Annotated in this window: 16 protein-coding genes and 1 pseudogene; 12 read left to right on the top strand and 5 right to left on the bottom strand. The window is 59.0% G+C overall.

The window, feature by feature from the left end:
• Positions 1-243: 243 nt before the first annotated feature.
• A complete protein-coding gene (locus RLO149_RS10340) occupies positions 244-858 on the bottom strand; it encodes a TetR/AcrR family transcriptional regulator (RefSeq protein WP_013962034.1) in 615 nt (204 codons plus the stop codon).
• A 137-nt stretch (positions 859-995) separates the two neighbouring features.
• Here RLO149_RS10340 and RLO149_RS10345 point away from each other — a divergent pair, with 137 nt between their 5' ends.
• Positions 996-1496, top strand: coding sequence for a YkgB family protein (locus RLO149_RS10345; RefSeq protein ID WP_013960757.1), 501 nt, complete (start codon positions 996-998; stop codon positions 1494-1496).
• A gap of 51 nt (positions 1497-1547) precedes the next feature.
• Positions 1548-1820: a glutaredoxin 3 gene (gene grxC, locus RLO149_RS10350; RefSeq protein ID WP_013960758.1), complete on the top strand. Its 273-nt coding sequence runs from the start codon at positions 1548-1550 to the stop codon at positions 1818-1820.
• Between the two features lie 78 nt (positions 1821-1898).
• Here the strand turns inward: grxC and RLO149_RS10355 are convergent, their stop codons facing one another.
• Entirely contained in the window at positions 1899-2774 is an 876-nt protein-coding gene (locus tag RLO149_RS10355) for a sulfotransferase domain-containing protein (protein WP_013962035.1), read from the bottom strand.
• Between the two features lie 513 nt (positions 2775-3287).
• Between RLO149_RS10355 and RLO149_RS10360 the strand changes: the two genes are divergently transcribed.
• Positions 3288-4538: a hypothetical protein gene (locus RLO149_RS10360; RefSeq protein ID WP_013962037.1), complete on the top strand. Its 1251-nt coding sequence runs from the start codon at positions 3288-3290 to the stop codon at positions 4536-4538.
• Positions 4539-5561 (top strand): right-handed parallel beta-helix repeat-containing protein, encoded by a 1023-nt coding sequence (locus tag RLO149_RS10365; protein ID WP_083825457.1) that lies wholly within the window; start codon positions 4539-4541, stop codon positions 5559-5561.
• Positions 5562-5878: 317 nt separating this feature from the next.
• Here the strand turns inward: RLO149_RS10365 and RLO149_RS10370 are convergent, their stop codons facing one another.
• A complete protein-coding gene (locus tag RLO149_RS10370) occupies positions 5879-6463 on the bottom strand; it encodes a YceI family protein (protein WP_013962040.1) in 585 nt (194 codons plus the stop codon).
• A 109-nt stretch (positions 6464-6572) separates the two neighbouring features.
• On the opposite strand from RLO149_RS10370, the gene RLO149_RS10375 reads away from it, so the two are divergent.
• From RLO149_RS10375 to RLO149_RS10410, 8 genes and pseudogenes are all read left to right on the top strand, one after another.
• A complete protein-coding gene (locus RLO149_RS10375) occupies positions 6573-7307 on the top strand; it encodes an endonuclease/exonuclease/phosphatase family protein (RefSeq protein WP_013962041.1) in 735 nt (244 codons plus the stop codon).
• Positions 7308-7494: 187 nt separating this feature from the next.
• On the top strand, positions 7495-8124 hold the full coding sequence (locus RLO149_RS10380) for a CDP-alcohol phosphatidyltransferase family protein (RefSeq protein WP_245538173.1): 630 nt from the start codon (positions 7495-7497) through the stop codon (positions 8122-8124).
• Positions 8124-9737, top strand: a complete 1614-nt coding sequence (locus RLO149_RS10385; RefSeq protein WP_013962043.1) for a sulfatase-like hydrolase/transferase — start codon at positions 8124-8126, stop codon at positions 9735-9737. Before RLO149_RS10380 ends, RLO149_RS10385 begins: the two co-directional genes overlap by 1 nt.
• On the top strand, positions 9734-10639 hold the full coding sequence (locus tag RLO149_RS10390; RefSeq protein WP_245538162.1) for a lysylphosphatidylglycerol synthase transmembrane domain-containing protein: 906 nt from the start codon (positions 9734-9736) through the stop codon (positions 10637-10639). Before RLO149_RS10385 ends, RLO149_RS10390 begins: the two co-directional genes overlap by 4 nt.
• Entirely contained in the window at positions 10636-11631 is a 996-nt protein-coding gene (locus tag RLO149_RS10395; RefSeq protein WP_013962045.1) for an ABC transporter substrate-binding protein, read from the top strand. Before RLO149_RS10390 ends, RLO149_RS10395 begins: the two co-directional genes overlap by 4 nt.
• A 97-nt stretch (positions 11632-11728) precedes the next feature.
• A pseudogene (locus RLO149_RS10400) lies at positions 11729-12385 on the top strand (ABC transporter ATP-binding protein); the annotation flags it as partial.
• Positions 12386-13918: an ABC transporter permease gene (locus RLO149_RS10405; protein ID WP_013962047.1), complete on the top strand. Its 1533-nt coding sequence runs from the start codon at positions 12386-12388 to the stop codon at positions 13916-13918. It begins immediately after the preceding pseudogene.
• Positions 13915-14955: a glycosyltransferase family 4 protein gene (locus tag RLO149_RS10410; protein WP_013962048.1), complete on the top strand. Its 1041-nt coding sequence runs from the start codon at positions 13915-13917 to the stop codon at positions 14953-14955. The genes RLO149_RS10405 and RLO149_RS10410 overlap by 4 nt, the downstream gene beginning before the upstream one ends.
• Before the next feature lie 21 nt (positions 14956-14976).
• Here the strand turns inward: RLO149_RS10410 and RLO149_RS10415 are convergent, their stop codons facing one another.
• Together RLO149_RS10415 and RLO149_RS10420 are read right to left on the bottom strand one after the other, a co-directional pair.
• Positions 14977-16023, bottom strand: coding sequence for an N-acetyltransferase DgcN family protein (locus RLO149_RS10415; RefSeq protein WP_013962049.1), 1047 nt, complete (start codon positions 16021-16023; stop codon positions 14977-14979).
• A complete protein-coding gene (locus tag RLO149_RS10420) occupies positions 16016-17050 on the bottom strand; it encodes a mandelate racemase/muconate lactonizing enzyme family protein (protein ID WP_013962050.1) in 1035 nt (344 codons plus the stop codon). The genes RLO149_RS10415 and RLO149_RS10420 overlap by 8 nt, the downstream gene beginning before the upstream one ends.
• Between the last annotated feature and the right edge of the window lie 103 nt (positions 17051-17153).

Below are 17153 nucleotides of genomic sequence, written 5' to 3' on the forward strand. Positions count from 1 at the left end.
GGTGACGGGGCATCATGGTTTCGCCCCTGATCGCAAGAACATGCAACGATCCCGCCCGCTTCTGAAAGAAGCCCCTCAAAGTGGTTGATAGATCATAAAGATCAGCAATCAGATATGAGGAGACCGCCCCCCATGAACAGAGTATTATGTGTTGCCGTGGCTGGATTTGGTCTGGTCATTGGCGTGGTTCAGTTCAATTCCGCCGTGACCGCCCTGCAGGCCGTTTACGCGGATGTCACTGCTTTAGTGCGGCGTTTGAGATCCTCCCCCTGTGTCCATCAAGATTTCCATGACGGCGTTTTTTGCGGGTTTGAGGGTTTCTAGGGTTTTGGCGGATCGGGCCATGATGCGCAGGCCGGAGTAGACGGTGAGGATCAGTTGCGCCTGTTGGTCGCGCGCATTCTGGGCCATGTCCGGGCGTGCCTGTGACAGGGCATGGACGATGGCGCGGCGCATCTTGTCATAGCCTGTGCGCACGAGGGTTGCCGTTTGCGCGTCCAGCGCGGCGCGATCCGCGGAGGCGTTGCACAGGAAACAGCCGCGGCTGTCGGCGTGATCGCCCAGGGCCGTGAGCGGCGCGCTGAGAAACGCATCGATCCGCGCCAGCGGGGCCGTGTCAGGCGCGCGCAGGATGCGCACCGCCCCCTCCACCACCCGGGCGTCGTAATGCGCAAGCGCCTTGAGATACATCGACTGCTTGTTGCCAAACGCCGCATAAAGGCTCGCCTTGCCCAGCCCCGTGGCCTTTGTGATGTCGCTCAGCCCCGTCGCCTCATAGCCGTGTTCCCAGAACAGATGCATGATTTTCGACAGGGTCTCATCGGGGTCAAATTCCCTCGGGCGTCCGGGTTGCTGCATGTGTCATTGTCCTCGCGAAGCTGTGAATGGATAGTTATTGACCGATCAGTCCGTAATCTGTAGGTGTTGGCCATCGGCACTGACGCCGCACAGCTTTACCTAAATAAAGACCATTCGGTCAAGAAAGGAAACACACCATGACACATGTAACAGACACCCCCGCCGCCGCCGTGAACCTCGCCGATCTGGGCGACACCGTGGCGAATGCGGGCACCCATGCGATCCGCTTTTCCAGCGCGATTGTGCTGGGCTGGATCGGGGCGATGAAATTCACCGCCTATGAAGCGGGCGCCATCGAGGGTCTGGTCGCCTCCAGCCCGCTGACCAGCTGGCTCTATTCGGTGTTTTCGCTGCAGGGGGCGTCGAACCTGATCGGATCCGCCGAGATCGCGATTGCCCTGCTGCTGGTGGTGGGCGCGAAGTTTCCCAAGGTGGCGCTGCTGGGGGCCCTGGGCGCGCTGGCGACCTTCTTTGTGACGGCCAGCTTCCTGTTCACCGCGCCGGTGAGCGAGCCGAGCCTTGGCGGCTTTCCCGCGCTGTCGGTCGTGCCGGGCCAGTTCTTGCTGAAAGACATCGTCCTGCTGGCCGCTGCGCTGTTTTTGTCCGGTGACGCCCTGCGCCGCATCGCCCGCAACTGACCCGCCACAGCCCCCGTCAATGCGGCGGGGGCACAGACCCGGAGACACCCCATGCCCCCTGAAATCACACTCTACACCAAGGGCTATTGCCCCCATTGCAAAGCCGCCCGCGCCCTGCTGGCCGCAAAAGGCGTGCGCTTCGTGAACCACGACATCGACATCACCCCCGCGCGGCGCCGCGAAATGATCGCCCGCGCCGGCGGGCGCACCACCGTGCCGCAAATCTTCATCGCAGATTTCCACGTCGGCGGAAACAGCGACCTCACAGCCCTCAACACATCAGGCACCCTCGATGCTCTGCTCAAAAACAAACAAACAGCGTGAAGTCGCAAAAACCTGATGCATTCACGGGATGCGCGTTGCCCAGCAAGGCGCATCTGTCACGCGTGAAACTGCATCTGTCTATTTTTGTTCAGACTGCGGCGCAAACCAGAGCTCTTTGGTTTCGGGAAATTCTTGGGCCGCAAACCGATAGGTCGGCTCGAAAATCTCGCGCAACTGATGCCTCGTCTCATCTTTCACAGGTTGCTCTGAGCGCGATTCATAAAACCGCTTCTTTATCCTCTCGGGCATGAAGGCCGCGCCCATGAAGGTTGAAACACGCTCAACCTCCTCAAGTTGGAACATGGTCTCGTAAAGGCCGACGTAGACATTCTCGGGACCAAAAACGCTGCGCGCCTGCGTCACGGTATGCTCATAATTTGCAATCAGATTGTGATGGGTCGACTTGGCATAGCTCAAAATCGCACGATCAAAATCCCCAAAGGGCGGCACGCTTTCGCGCCAATCCCGCTTGCGGCGGTTCATGCGCGCTGCTGAAATCGCCCGGGTAACCGGATCGCGCATGATGAAGAACACTTTTACATTGATGCCTTCATCATTGAACCGGTCCCGAATGGTGCAAAGCGTCTCAGCGGACAAACCCGAATAGGATGGCGTCACGTCCCCGGTCATTCGAATGCCCGGCTGTGAAAGCCTTTCTTTGAAATAGGTAAAGTAGTTTTCGGGATCGTCTTGCAGATGCCCCCTCAGTTTCCAGGCGTTTGACGCACGCCCCCGGACCCGACTTGTCAGCGCCACCACGAGTCGGTTTGTAATCTTGGAGGGCCTCACGTCGAAGTAGCCCATCTCAGGCAGTTCCAATGCATCCCAGACACGATATTCTTTCAAGCCACCGAAATCCGACGCGGGGTCAGCATTCAGATAATGATATAGCCAGCTTGTTCCGGCCTTCTGAGCGCCCAGGCCTAGAACGAAGGTTTTCGGGTCAGATGTCATATAAACGCGGTCATGTGTGTCTTGTACATTTGGTCAATCTACGGTGTGCCAGCATCTTGAGCCTAACCTCTTGATACAGATAAACGCATAAATCAATCGGCGACCTATATCAAAGGCCATAAATTGCCTTCCGATCAAAGCATGAGACCTCAGCGCAACAGATTTAATCGTTAAGGCTTTGGCACCGTCGCGCGCGGTGGCATCAGAATAACTCAATTCCTTATCGCCATCCTGACCGCCGATCAAAGTTTAGATGTGGGTTGGCATGGCATGAACGGATTTCCCCCGACAGACAAAAGGCGTGTTGCACACGCGGGGCAAACACACCCGCAACGCATGCGCCTGTCTCAGGGCGTTTAATAGGCCCTGTCTGGCGCGTGCACAGGCCGCGATAGCGGCAGCTGCAGGTTGATGCGCGGTGCTCGGGGTGGGTGCGCATCAAAATTATTCACCCGTCGGTGCCACAGCACCTTTGGAAAACAAAACAACGGCAATGTTTAGGTGTTATGATCCATGAATATACTTAGTCTCGGCGTCAGTCAGTCCACGACGGCCCCCCAGATCAAGATTTCAGTCGCATCCTCCTTTGACAAGGAAGCGACGCAGATGAAGCTCCGCCTTGCGAGGCTGCGCACGCATGGGCGCGTGGATCTGACGTTATCGGCCCTGACCCTCGATGACCGCGACACGCGCCCCTTGCTGCGCGACGCGCCTGCCAGTCCTGAGCTGGCGGAATTGGTCACAAGCCTTTCTGCGCCTTCTGGGGATGACAGCGTGGTTGCCGCTGAACTGACGCAAACGCTGGAGCTTGGCGCTCTGTACCTGGTTTCCTATGAAATCAGCGAGGCCAGCCCGCTCGCGACTGTGTATTTCCCCCGCTTAGGTTGCCCGTTTGACTTTCAGGCCCTCAATACGACTCCCGGAGTTCACAATCGCCTTGTGACGGCAACAAATGACACGGATACAACGCTTCTTCGCACCGAAGGGTCGCTGACTTTTGGCTTCGTCTCTTGCTGCAAAGCGGAATGGACCGTCGATCTGCCTTTGGGCACGACCGGGGATGAGCTGAGCAACACCACGACGGGACGCTTCAGCGGTGCGGGCCGCGCGGTTGCGACGACAACCCGTGCTTTGACGACGGGTGAAGACTATGTCCTTTATTACGAAATAACCGGGGATGGCGGCTCCAACGGGCTGTTCACCGCAATCAACGGCCCATTCGGCTTTCGCCAACTGCAACGCACCATTGGTGTTCACAACGTGATCCTCACTTGCCAGAATGCGGAGTTAAACCCGTTTCTGCGCATCAATGGTGATTTGACGTTTGGCGCCATATCGCTGCGTCTGCGCGGGCCGGATGCCGGACGGCGGGTCAATTGGGAAGTCGGCGCAGGAGAACTGAGCCGCGCGGGCAAGGCCTATGTCCCTTCGGCAGAAATCTATGTCTCGCCCACAGGCAGCGACAGCGTCGGAACCGGGGCCGCCACAAACCCCTACCAAAGCCCGGAATTTGCCACATCCAGAGCCATGCCCGGTGATACGATCTTTCTGCGCCCCGGCGTCTACGATCCCTTCGAGGTGCAAGGCAGCGGCAGCGCAGGCAGCCCGCTCACGATCACGACACTGCCCGGAGAAGAGCGGCAGGTCATCATACGTGGCGATTTGAAAAGCCACGTGGCGTATGGCGGACCCGGTGTGGCCCAAAACAACGCCATGCGCGACGGCATACGCATCGTGGGCAAGAACCATGTGGTGCTGCGTTGACTGACCGTCGAATACTGCTGGCGCAACGGCATCTTCATCGCCGGGCATGGGGAAAACACCGTCACCGGCAACCATATCGTCGAGGATTGCTTTACCCAACACACCGGGCTGAGCGGCATTCTCGCCTGTGGCGAACGGCCGGAATTGCCAGTTTCCCCGACCGATCCCTTTCGCACGCGCCACATCACCATCCGGAACAATGAGGTGACACAGACCAATGTTGTCACCGATTACAATGACACGATCACCAATTCATTCGGCGAACCCGGCGGCGTCGGTGAAGCCATCACAGTCGCCAACAGCGTGCAACATGTCTATGTTTACGGCAATAACGTCCACAACAGCCGCCAATATGGGATCGACTTCAAAAACCACGTGGTTGATGGTGAAATTCATGGAAATCGTATTGATCGGGTCATTCGCTACGGCATCTATCTGGATGCGGGTGAGACCGACATTCGCAGAATCTCCGTCAAAGACAACGTTGTAACGCATTGCCGTGCGGGCATTGTTCTGTCGCGTGAGGAAGACGATGACGACAGTGGTGACGGTCTGGTTTTTGAAGACATTGACATCGATAACAACACCCTTGCCCATCTGTCGCGCATCGGCATTCACTTTCAGCGGCATCCATCAAAGGACCAGCAGGACATCGGGCATATCCGTCGCATTCGCGCGCGCTTGAACACGCTCTATAACACCAATACCGACGGGTTTTACCGCGATCTCAATATTGATGACTGGGCGACGTTCGGAACCAATCTGGCCGGTCAACCGATCGTGGATGGTATTGAGTTGCGCGGCAATATCGCATGGAATCCGGATGGCGACATGTGGATGCGCGCGAATGTAGCGGATGATGCCCGCTTTACGGTGGTCGATAATTTCAATGTTGCTGACGGGCAAACCACGGGGATCGACCCGTTGTTCAAGGATCCCCTGAAGGGTGATTTCAGCCTGCAAACAGGGTCACCCGCCGACCCCGTGATCAGAAAAGTCCGCCTGTTGCTCACGTCCGCGTAGCCAACGACAGGCTTACCGCATTTTGTTTGAACCGCTGCACTGAGCTTGCGGTTGACCGGCCATGGTCAGCCGCAAGCTCAGTGCAGCAATGCTCGCGCAACAATCAAAAATAACAGCGGAACGGCTTGAATGGCTTCGGCTTCAGGACAGAGGCGGAATTGAGCAACATGACCGCGTGCCCCGCTGTTACTCGTCCCGATTGTCCGGCGATCTGGCCAAAAGCTGCGGCCTGATGTCATTTGGACGCTTTCGGCGTCCCCGCATCGCGCGCAAAGGCACCATATCCCCAGATATGATGCCTGACGGGCGGCGCGTGGTCAGTCCATTTTCATGGCTTCGGTTTCAATCTTGATATCAACCGTATCGCCGACCAGCCCGTTGCCGACCGCATAGGTCATCCCAAAATCACTACGCTCAATCGATGTCTCTATCGACAGACCAAGCGTCATACGCTTGTGACCAAAGGGGTATTCTGCCGCCTTGTTGAGGGTCACATCAAGCGTAATGGGCTGGGTCTGCCCGAGAATGGTCAAATCACCCGTTACCGTGCCCGCCGTATCGCCGGTTGGCGTCCCGCCGGTTGCCACAAATGTAATCTCGGGATGATTTGACACATCCAGAAAATCCTTGTTTTTGACATGCCCATCGCGGGCACTGTCAAACGTGTTGACGCTGGCCGCATCAATGCTCACTCGCACATCACTCAGGTCCTGAGTGACCGTGTCATAGGTGAATTCGCCGCTGACCGTACCGAAGATACCCAAAGTCTTGGCATATCCAATGTGATCAACGGTAAAGAAAACTGCCGTATGGGATGGGTCAAGCTCAAAGCGTGCGGGCTCAGCGAGCGCAGTTGTGCCAAAGATCGCAACGGCCAAAGTGGTGCACGTCAAAATACGCATAGGAATCTCCGATTTCGGTTGAATTGCATCTTAGATAATACGTTTACAAGTTTCCGACAGATGTGCACCTGCAGTTTTAAGCGGATAACCTCAACGTGACCGGAAAGGAATGCGGGTGCTCAAACTGAAATGCATGACGTGGAATATCCACCGCGCGAAAGGATCCGATGGTCAAGTTGACCCGGGTCGCATTGAAAGCGCAATCTCGCAAATCCTCGCCCCGGCCGCGCCCGATATTCTCGCTTTGCAGGAAGCGGATGAGGAATGCCCACCCCATGGCGGCATTCTGAACATCGCGCAGATTTCCAAGGCGACGGGACTTGCATATGCCCATCAGGACGCAGCACTTCGGTGGGGTTCGAACAGCTACGGATTTCTGGGCACAATCTTGTTTTTGCACAATCGCTTTGATCAAACGCACGCCGATGTGATTGATTTGCCGGGACATTGCCACCGGGGCGCGGTTGCCGTCGAAACCCTGATTGACAGGCGCGCCGTGCGGGTCATCTCCACGCATTTGTCGTTATCACAGCCCTTGCGTATCGTTCAGATGCGCATCATCGGCCAGTACCTGATGAGACGTCCAAAAATGCAGACAATCCTGCTCGGTGATCTGAATGAATGGCGGCCCTGGGGCGGTGCTGCGTTCTGCAAAGCTATTGTGGGAACATCCCTCAAAGGCCCGGCAAAATGCACCTTTCCGGCACGGTGGCCCATATTGCCGTTGGACCGGATCCTGACCGACGCGCCCGGCCGTGTCGAGAGCGTGGGCGTGCTGGATCATCCCGGCATTCATGCGGCATCTGACCACCGTCCGCTGCATGCTCTGGTCACTGTACCGTGAAGAGGCGTAACAAAGCCGCTTAAAACAGGTCATCGGAGTAGCCATGATCTATTGGCGACCTACGTGCTTTGTTAGGTAAACGAACGGTGGGATCACGGTGATAGAGGGCAACAGGCAGCATATTTGGACAGGACGGGTCGTTTTTGCCCCCCCATCGCTGTTTTTGCTACTGGCTGTTACCTTGCTCGTGGTCGTTTCATGGGCTGCGCAAGCGGTCTTTGACAACCTTGCCCTGCCGTTTGGATTGTTCGTGCTCACAAGCGCCATCGCCTTGCGTGGGATGGTGATGCATTATTCTCACCGGTCGCTCGGGATGGGCAATGGCGTCACCTTGATACGCGCAGCGCTGGTTGCGGTCTTGGCGGGTGCGGTTGTGGCTGCGCAACCCGCCACTTGGGCCGTGTTTGCCCTCGCCTGCACAGCGTTTGCGCTTGATGGGTTGGACGGTTGGCTGGCACGCCGATCCGGTCTTACATCCGCCTTCGGCGCGCGCTTCGACATGGAGATTGACGCCCTTCTCGGTGCCGTTCTGGCGCTCATTTTGTTGACAGACGGTCATGTCGGGCCTGAAATCCTGTTTTTGGGGTTCACACGATATGCATTCGTGGTCGCGAGCCTGTTTTTGCCAAAATTGCGCGCTGCCCTGCCTGACAGCCTGCGACGCAAGACCATATGTGTCATACAAATCGCGGCCCTGATCGCATTGATATGCCCCTTGACCCCGCTGTGGCTGATGGCGCCGTTATCATGGGGGGCCGCTGGCTTGTTGCTGTGGTCTTTTGCCAGCGATACGCGTTGGTTGCTGGGCCGCCCTTGATGACCAAGCCCGTTTATCTTGCTTTGGCCAGTCTCATGCTTTTTCTGGTGCTTGTCCTGCCCAACCATCCGGGTACGATGAACCTGACTGCGCTGAACAGGTTTCCGCTTGAGCTGCCGGTATTGTTGCTGGGCATGATCGCGCTTGGCAATCGACCGTGGCTCATCGGCACCCTCGCGATGGCTCTTCTTGCCGCGACGTTTTTGAAACTCGCCGATTACGGTATGTTCACAGCCTATAACAGGACCTTTAACCCGATACTTGATGCGTTCTTGATGAATGCGGGCATCGGGTTGCTGGGCGACAGCATTGGCAAACCCCTCACCTATCTTGCCATCGCGGGCAGCGCGATCGTATTGGTCTTGGTGTTTGTGGCCTTGATGCGTAGCCTGCGGGCATGGGCCATCCTGAGCGTGCCGCGTTGGGGCCGCATATGCAGCCTGATTGCGGCAATCGGCTTTGGCGGCTGGGCCGTAGCGGATGCAGGCCATCACCTCGCGTATTGGACGTTCGAACGCAGCCCACCCGGCAGTGCATGGACATCACGGCTTGCATTCAAGCGTGCGGTTGAGATGCGCGAAACGGCTGCGGATCTGGTCCAGTTCTCCAAGGATGCAAAGACTGACAGCTTCGCCAATGCCACCGGCCTGCTGGACCAGTTGAACGGGCGCGACGTGATCCTGATCTATGTCGAGAGCTATGGCCGGGCGAGTTTTGACAACCCGCTCTATGCCCCGACACATCTCGAAACGCTGAAATCGGGCCAGCATGCGCTCGACCAAGCTGGTTTTGCCATGCGCAGCGGCTGGCTCACCTCGCCCACGGCGGGCGGTCAGAGTTGGCTGGCCCATGGCACACTGGCGAGTGGCTTGTGGACAAGCGACAATGGCCGCTACAACGCCATGCTTGCCAGCGGTCACCGGTGGCTGTTTCATTTCGCACAAGACGCCGGGTACAGAACGACGGCGATCATGCCCGCAATCACGCTAAGCTGGCCGGAAAGCAGCAAAATGGGGTTTGATCAGGTTTTTGCCGCAGCAGACATTCCCTATGAGGGCAACCCGTTCAACTGGGTCACGATGCCTGACCAGTTCACGCTGGCCGCCTACCCCGCGCTGTTGTCCGAGGATCCGCGCCCGGAGTTCATCCAAATTGCATTGATCTCTTCGCACGCCCCTTGGGTCCCTGTCCCGGACATGCTGGAATGGGGCGACATCAAGGACGGCACCGAGTTTAACGAAATGGTCGCGCAAGGCCCGACGCCGCGCGACCTTTGGAAAGACCGCGACAACGTGCGCGCCGCCTATCGGGACGCGATTGATTATTCGCTGCAGGTGACGCTCTCTCACATCGCGCGATTGGGCGAGCACGCACCGCTTGTGATGGTCATCGGCGATCATCAAGCCGCTGGATTTGTGGCGGGCAGCGACAATCATGACGTAGCAGTGCACATGATCGGCCCCCCTGACCTTGTGGCACGCATTGACACCTGGGGCTGGAGCGACGGCCTGATCCCGGACCCAGACGCCCCGGTCCGCCGTATGGACATGTTTCGAAATGACTTTCTGTCCGCTTTTTCCGCGACTCAACAGTTGGTCGGGGTGGTCGAATGATGCGGTGGTTTCTCAAGCTTGCCGTTTCAGGCGCGGTGATGGCGGGGCTGCTGTGGTGGGTCGATCCAATGGTTGTCATCCATCAACTTCGCGATGCCGACCTGACGTGGCTTTGTGCGGCTTTTGTGTCGCTGACCGCGCTGACGGCTCTGATGGCACGGCGCTGGCAGATCGTGGCGCAGGCGCTTGGCATACGGCTTTCATTTGCGCATGCATGGTCTGAATATTACGTCGCTCAACTGGCCAATATGGCCCTGCCGGGCGGAGTTATCGGCGACGTGGGGCGCGCGTTTCGTATCCGGCGGCAGGGTGACCTGATGCGCGCCGCGCAATCCGTCGCAACGGAGCGGCTGATTGGTCAGATTTCGATCTTTGCGCTGATGGCGGTCGGCTTTGCCGCTGCGCTGATGATACCGGGCGGCGTAAATTGGCCTGTCTGGACATGGCTCGGCATAGCTTTATTTTGCGCAGCACTGGGCAGCGCCGTGATCCTTGCGCGCGGCGCATCTGCATCCGCCCGGTTCGTGCGACTGGCCTTGGAGTTGATCAGAGCCCCTCGCCTTATCGGGTATTCTCTGGTGATTGCGGCACTCTTGGTTTTCAGCTTTTATGCCTGCGCCCGCGCCACGCAGACCATCATACCGCTGCAAGATCTTGCCACGCTGGTGCCTTTGATCCTGTGTTCCATGCTGATCCCTCTGTCTATCGGGGGCTGGGGTTGGCGCGAAGGCGCGGCTGCGGCGCTGTTTCCCATGATCGGTGCGAGCCCCGGTGCCGGGGTCGCCGCCGGGATCGCTTACGGAGCCGTGATGCTCTTGGCGGCCCTCCCGGCCGTTTTGATCGCGATGAAATCCACACAAACTCATCCTTTACCTCACACTTCGAAAATGGACGTTTTATGAGACATCTTCATCATCCCACACGACGCGCTTTGCTCCAGACCGGTGGGGCGGCATTGGGCGCTGCAACGCTCGGCCTGCCCACGCTGGCCCGCGCAAACACCGCCGTGAACTTTCAGCTTTCATGGCTGCATTCTGTGCAGTTTGGCGGCAGCTACATCGCGCTTGATCGTGGCTACTGGGCAGACCGGGGCCTTGATATAGCTCTGTCCCAAGGCGGCCCCAACGCCCCAGTCGAACCACCAGTCGTATCAGGCACAGCCTTGGTCGGCATCTCTGCGGCCGATTATACAGCCGCTGCCGTCGCACAGGGTGCACCTTTCAAAATCATCGCTGTGGCCATGCAAAAGAACCCGTTCGCGATCGCGTCCCTTTCGGCCAACCCGGTGAACAGCCCTGCGGATCTGATCGGCAAGAAAATCGGCATGTCGGTTTCCAACACCCCTGTTCTGCAGGCTCTCTGTACAATCAACGACATAGACATCACGCAAATCGAAATTGTGCCGACCCAATATGACCCTGCACCGCTGGTCAGCGGACAGGTGGATTGCCTGCTTTGTTGGGAGACGGACCTGCCTGTCGCGATGGATATTCAAGGCGTTGAAAACACCACCATGCTGATGGCGGATCACGGCTATTCTGTGCATTCGCAGACCTATATCGCAACCGAAGACAGCATCGCCAGCCGCCGCGCTGATCTTGTGAACCTGCTCAAGGGCGAAGTGATGGGATGGAACGATTATCTGTCCGACACCGATGCCGCAGCGGCGTTGACGGTTGAGATGTTTCCCGATGCTGGCCTCGATCTGGCCACGCAGAAACTGCAGGCGGAACGACAAGTGCCGCTGATGTTCTCGGAATTGACGCAGACCAGCGGGTTCGGCTGGTTCACGCAAGAGACCATTGCTGCAAATTTGGAAACGCTAGCGCTGCTGGGCCGTGACGTCAGCGCAGATCTGTGGGACAGATCGCTGCTGGAAGAGGCGCACGCGTAAAAACCGCATGTCACAAAACGAAATTCGCTGCGAAGGGCTTGCAAAGCGCTTTGATGATGGGGCCGCCCTTGGGCCGCTGTCCGTGACTTTTGCACCCGGACAGACAACGGCTTTGGTCGGACCGTCGGGGTGTGGTAAGTCCACGTTGCTGCGGTTGATTGCCGGGCTTGAAGATCCCACAGAAGGCACCGTGCGCATCGGCCACAAGCCTCCAAAGGAGGTCGCCAGATCCGGCGCGCTGTCGATGGCGTTTCAGGACCATGCCCTGCTGCCGTGGCGGACGGTGCGTGCGAATGTGACGCTCGGGGCGCGGCTTGCGCGCAAACCGGATCACCGCGCCGATGCCCTGATCGCGCTGGTTGGACTGGCCGGGTTTGAAGGGCATCGCCCGGCGGAGCTTTCGGGTGGGATGCGACAACGCGCAGCCATCGCCCGCAGCCTGATCTCCGAGCCTGATGTGCTCTTGCTGGATGAACCCTTTGGCGCGGTGGATGCCCTGACGCGCAGCAAGCTGAACGCGGACCTGCCCCCGCTCTGGCGCGACCGGGACACCACAACCATCATGGTCACCCACTCCGTAGACGAAGCGGTGCTCCTGTCGGACCGGATCATCGTTCTGTCAGAACGTCCGGGCCAGATCATCGCGGATATTCCGGTCATGCTTGAGGGACGGCGCAGCATGTCCATCACGCGCCTGCCTGTCTTTCAGGCCAAAACCAAAGAGGTCCTCGACGCCCTTGGGGTCACCGTCTGAATGTCCATTTGCAAAGGAGGCATTGCGGCACTTGTGCTCTTGGGTCTGTGGGAAATGGCGGCACAGGTCTTTGCAGACAACCTCTTGTTCGTTGGCCCAGTTGGAATAATCTCCCATATCTGGGCGAACCTCGGTCTCTTGGGCCGCGCCACGTCAACCACAACCCAGAACGCCGCACTGGGTTTCATCTGGGGGAACCTCGCTGCCGGTATCATGGCCAGCGTCGTGATTGTCTTTCCACGCGCGGAACGCGTTATTTCATCCGCGGCCCTCGTGATTTTCTGCCTGCCCCTTGTGGCAACCGGCCCGATCCTCAGGGTTATTTCCGGCCCCGGCGATGTTCCGCAGATCGCGCTTGCCGCGCTGGCAGTCTATTACACCACCTTCCTTGCCCTGCGTGTCGGGTTGCGCGCGATGCCGGCCAATTGGTCAGATCTGATGTCGGTTTATGGACGCGGCGCAATCACCAGCCTTGTGACCATCCGCGCGCGCGCCAGTTTGCCCTATCTGTTTGTCGGTCTGCAGATCGCCGCACCCGCCGCCTTTCTCGGCGCGATGATCGGAGAGTTCACAGGCGCGGAACGCGGCCTTGGTGTGCTGACGCTGCGGGCGATGCGCAGCTTGGATGTTGAGGCCACGTGGTCACTGGCGATCATTTCTGCTGCCATGGCGATGCTGCTTTATGCGCTTGTGGGCAGGCTTGGTCGCTGGCTGGTTGGATATGCCCCTGACATCATTCTGTCCCCGCCCCGGAGCATGGGCCACAAGCGCTGGCGCGGGATAATCGAAACGCTTGGCGCGGCGGTGCTGTTGATCCTTTTCTGGCAGATCACCATGGATTTGGCAGACCTGAACCGGTTCTTTGCAAAACGCCCCGCAGACGTGCTGAGTTATCTGCGAAGCGATGCCGACGCCCGCGCGACACTGCTCAGCGCACTGGCCCAGACCACAGCGGCCACAATTCCCGGCTATATTGCCGGGCTGGTGCTGGGCGCGGCACTGGCCATGGCGGTGATCCTTCTTCCCAAGGCTTCAGGTGTCGTCCTGCCCGTGGCCGTCGCCCTGCGCGCAATCCCCATTATCACCACCGCACCGCTGATCGTACTGGCGCTGGGGCGCGGGGCCGTTGGCACAATTGCGGTGATCGCGATCATGATCTTTTTCCCGACTTTTGTGGCCTGCCTGCAGGGGCTGCGGCAGACCCCACGGCAGGTGACTGACCTTTTTCGCAGCTATGGCACAGGGCCCATAACCGTTCTGTGTCTCGCCCAGATCCCGACGATGCTGCCTGCATTCTTTGCCGCCGCCAAAATGGCGGTGCCCGCCGCGATCCTTGCGGTCACAACCACGGAGTGGCTGGTTACGGGCAAAGGAATCGGGCTGCTGGTGGCCTTGACCTCCACCACCTCCAACTACAATATGCTGTGGTCGTGCATCCTTGCCACCACGTTGCTTGCAGTCGGTATGTATGCGGTGGTGGTCTGGCTGGAGCGCGTGATTTTATCAAAGTATGCAAGTGAACAGGTGATATGACGCAGGCGGTTTTCGCGATTCCGGGCGACAAGGATCGCAGAACCGGTGGGTTTTTGTACGAAGCCACGGTGTTGCGTGTATTGAATGAACAGGGTTTTGCGACCGCGCATCTGCAGCTTCCGGATGGGTTTCCCGATCCATCTGCAAGCGACATGCAAACAGCGCTCGCGGCCCTGCGCGGCGTGCCATCTGAGGTGCCGATCATTCTGGATGGTCTCGTGTTCGGGGCTATTGACCCTGAGGGGCTTGCGCAGGTGCAGGCACCGATCATCGCGATGATCCACCATCCCCTTGGCACCGAAACCGGCCTGTCCCCCGCGCGCGCAGCCTTCTTGCGTGCAAATGAGGCGGCAGCCCTCACACATACGGCACAGGTGATCGTCCCCAGCCCGCATACCGCACAGGTTCTGACACGGGAGTTTGGCGCAGACCCGCAGACAATCACCGTGGCGTTGCCCGGATTTAATCGTCCCACACGCAACAGCCCCCCGGTTGATCCGCCATTGATCCTGTCCGTTGGCCTGCTGGCTGAGCGCAAAGGGCACGATGTGCTGCTGGATGCCTTGTCCAACATCCGTGACCTGACATGGACCGCTGCGATATGCGGTCAGATTCACGATCCGGTGGTTGCAGATAAGCTGACGCGACAGTGCCGCGAACTCGGCCTTTGCGACAGGGTGACCTTCACCGGTGAGTTGGACGAAACCGCATTGCGCCGCCAATTTGAGGCGGCATCGATCTTTGCCCTTGCCACCCGCTATGAGGGCTATGGCATGGTGTTGAGCGAGGCGATGCTCTTCGGCCTGCCCGTCGTATCCTGCGAGGTTGGGGCCGTGCCGGAAACCGTTGGCGAGGCAGGTTTGCTGACACCGCCCGACGATCCGGTTGCTTTCGCCGCCGCGCTGCGCCGCATACTCACGTCGTCCGAGACCGCAACACAGCTCAGCGGATTGTCCAAAGCCCGCGCCGAAACGCTACCGACCTGGCAAGACACGGCGCAGATCTTTCAGACTGTCGTGCGCAAAGCGGCACTGTAGCCACAGCGCGGTTTGCGCGTGTCACTTGGTGTGAAACGCCATGATTGCGTCTGCCAGCGGGGCCGCCCCAAATCGGACAAGATCGCTCACGGGCAACCCGGTCTCGGCCATGGTTTCTTCAATGGCTGCTTTCGCTGCATCCTCGCTCAAATGGCTGGTGTTGAGCGCGATACCGAGCACCTTGGCGGCCGTGAGCGTCCCATTGGCCGTCGCCGTCATTTCATTCAGCGCAATCACATCCCGCAGGGGCGGCACGCGCACATTGTCCAGCGTATCAAGGGCCTTCATCCCGGCACGGTGACACAGGATCATGCTGGTGCAGCAGCTGCCGCGCATCAGCGGCAGCGTTGCCGTACTGCCCGGATGTAGCAAGGATCCCTGCCCCTCGACGATCACATAGTCATGATCCGCGGCGCCCAGCACCATGCGTTCAACCGCGCCCGCTGCATGGTCCACGCGGAACGCATCCAGCGGAATGCCTGTGCCCATGATGGCAATCCCTGTCTGGCCTGATGCAAGAAACGCCGCATCCGCACCAGCCTCGCAAAGGCTGCGGTGAATTTCCAACCCGGCCGTCATCTTGCCCACGGCCATATCCGTGCCAACCATCAGGATGCGCGCATTCGACAATGCGGCGGCCCGGCCCATGGCGATATCGGGCAAGGTGCCCTGCGCCATGCGAATGTCCCATATCCATTGCCCCTCGGCCAGATCACGCCCCAGCGTCGGGGCCAGTTCGTCATGCATGCCGTTGACGATGGACAGCCCGGCGCCAACGGCGCGGTGCAGGATATCCATCCACTCCCCCGGCACCCGCCCGCCAGAAGGTGCAGTACCCAGAACCAGCACCTGCGCACCCAATGCAATGGCCTCTTCCAGCGTCGCAACTATCGGCACATCGCTTTGCAGCCGACAGACATCACCGACGGTTTTGCCCGCCTTGGTGCTGTCGATCACGGCCACTGCCGGGTTGCGCCCATAACGCAGGATCCCCTCGGCCATCTTTGCATTCAACAGACCCATGGTGGCTTCGGCGAAAATTGCGATCGGCTGGTTCGGGTCAAGCATGGCTGAGCACTCCTCCATGGCCGGGCTGATCTGCCGGCAAAGTTATTCCGTTTTCAAATGGCGCGCCGGTGGCAGGGTCCGGGTCAAGGTTCAGATGTGAATCAAGGTCGATGTAATCAAACAGCGCCCCGATCGAGGCACCGGCCGCAATCGAAACGGAGCTTTCGCCCATGCAGCCAATCATGGTCTTGAGCCCAAAGGCACGGGCCGTGGCAACAATGCGCAATGCCTCCGTGATTCCGCCGCATTTCATCAGTTTCAGGTTCACCCCATCGACCGACTGAAAGAACGTCGCGATATCGCCTGACATCCGGCAGCTCTCATCGACAAAGATCGGCATGGCGCGATCCTTGAACAAATCGGGCAGTTGATCTTCGGCCCCGCGCACAAGCGGTTGTTCAATGTATTCAACGTCATGCTCTGCCAGCCAGCCCATCATGCGGCGCGCATCTTTCAGCGACCAGCCGCCATTTGCATCCACCCGCAAGACTGCACCACTGCCCTGCGCGGCCTCAAAGACCGCGGCGAACATGGCTTGGTCGGCCTCGATACCCTCGGGCGAGCCAAGCTTGATCTTGAGCGCCCGCGCCCCTCGCGCCAAAAGCAACGGCACCCGTTCGCGCACCACATCCGGCGGGTTGATCCCCACGGTCACGGAGCTGACCACAGCGCGGCGCGCCAGACCTAAAAGCGCATAAAGCGGCACCCCCGCCTGTTTCGCCCGCAAATCCCAAAGCGCCATATCAAGAGCTGCGAGCGCACAGGGCGCAACCCCTGCGGCATGCGCATTCTGCCATGTATCATGGATTGACGCGCTCAGCCCGGTGGCGCAGAACTGTTCAAGCATTGCCTGACCGGCGGCGGCTGTCTCTGCGCCTTCGGTGCCGCCCGGTGCCATCTCACCCCAGCCTGTGTGTCCGTTTTCCGTGAGGGAGATATACAGGTTGTCCGACCCTTCAAACACGCCACGACTGATCCGCAGCGGAAAGCGCTTTTTCAGATAAACGGTATGATACTCAACTTTCATGCGACACCTTCTTTGATTTGGCCGTGCGCCCCGGCGAAACCCGTATTTGCCCCACCCGCCACAGCACTGCAAATCCTATTTTGCAGCACTGTCGAGGTCGAAT

Origin of the sequence: Roseobacter litoralis Och 149 (assembly GCF_000154785.2) — a bacterium.
Taxonomy (GTDB): Bacteria; Pseudomonadota; Alphaproteobacteria; order Rhodobacterales; family Rhodobacteraceae; genus Roseobacter; species Roseobacter litoralis.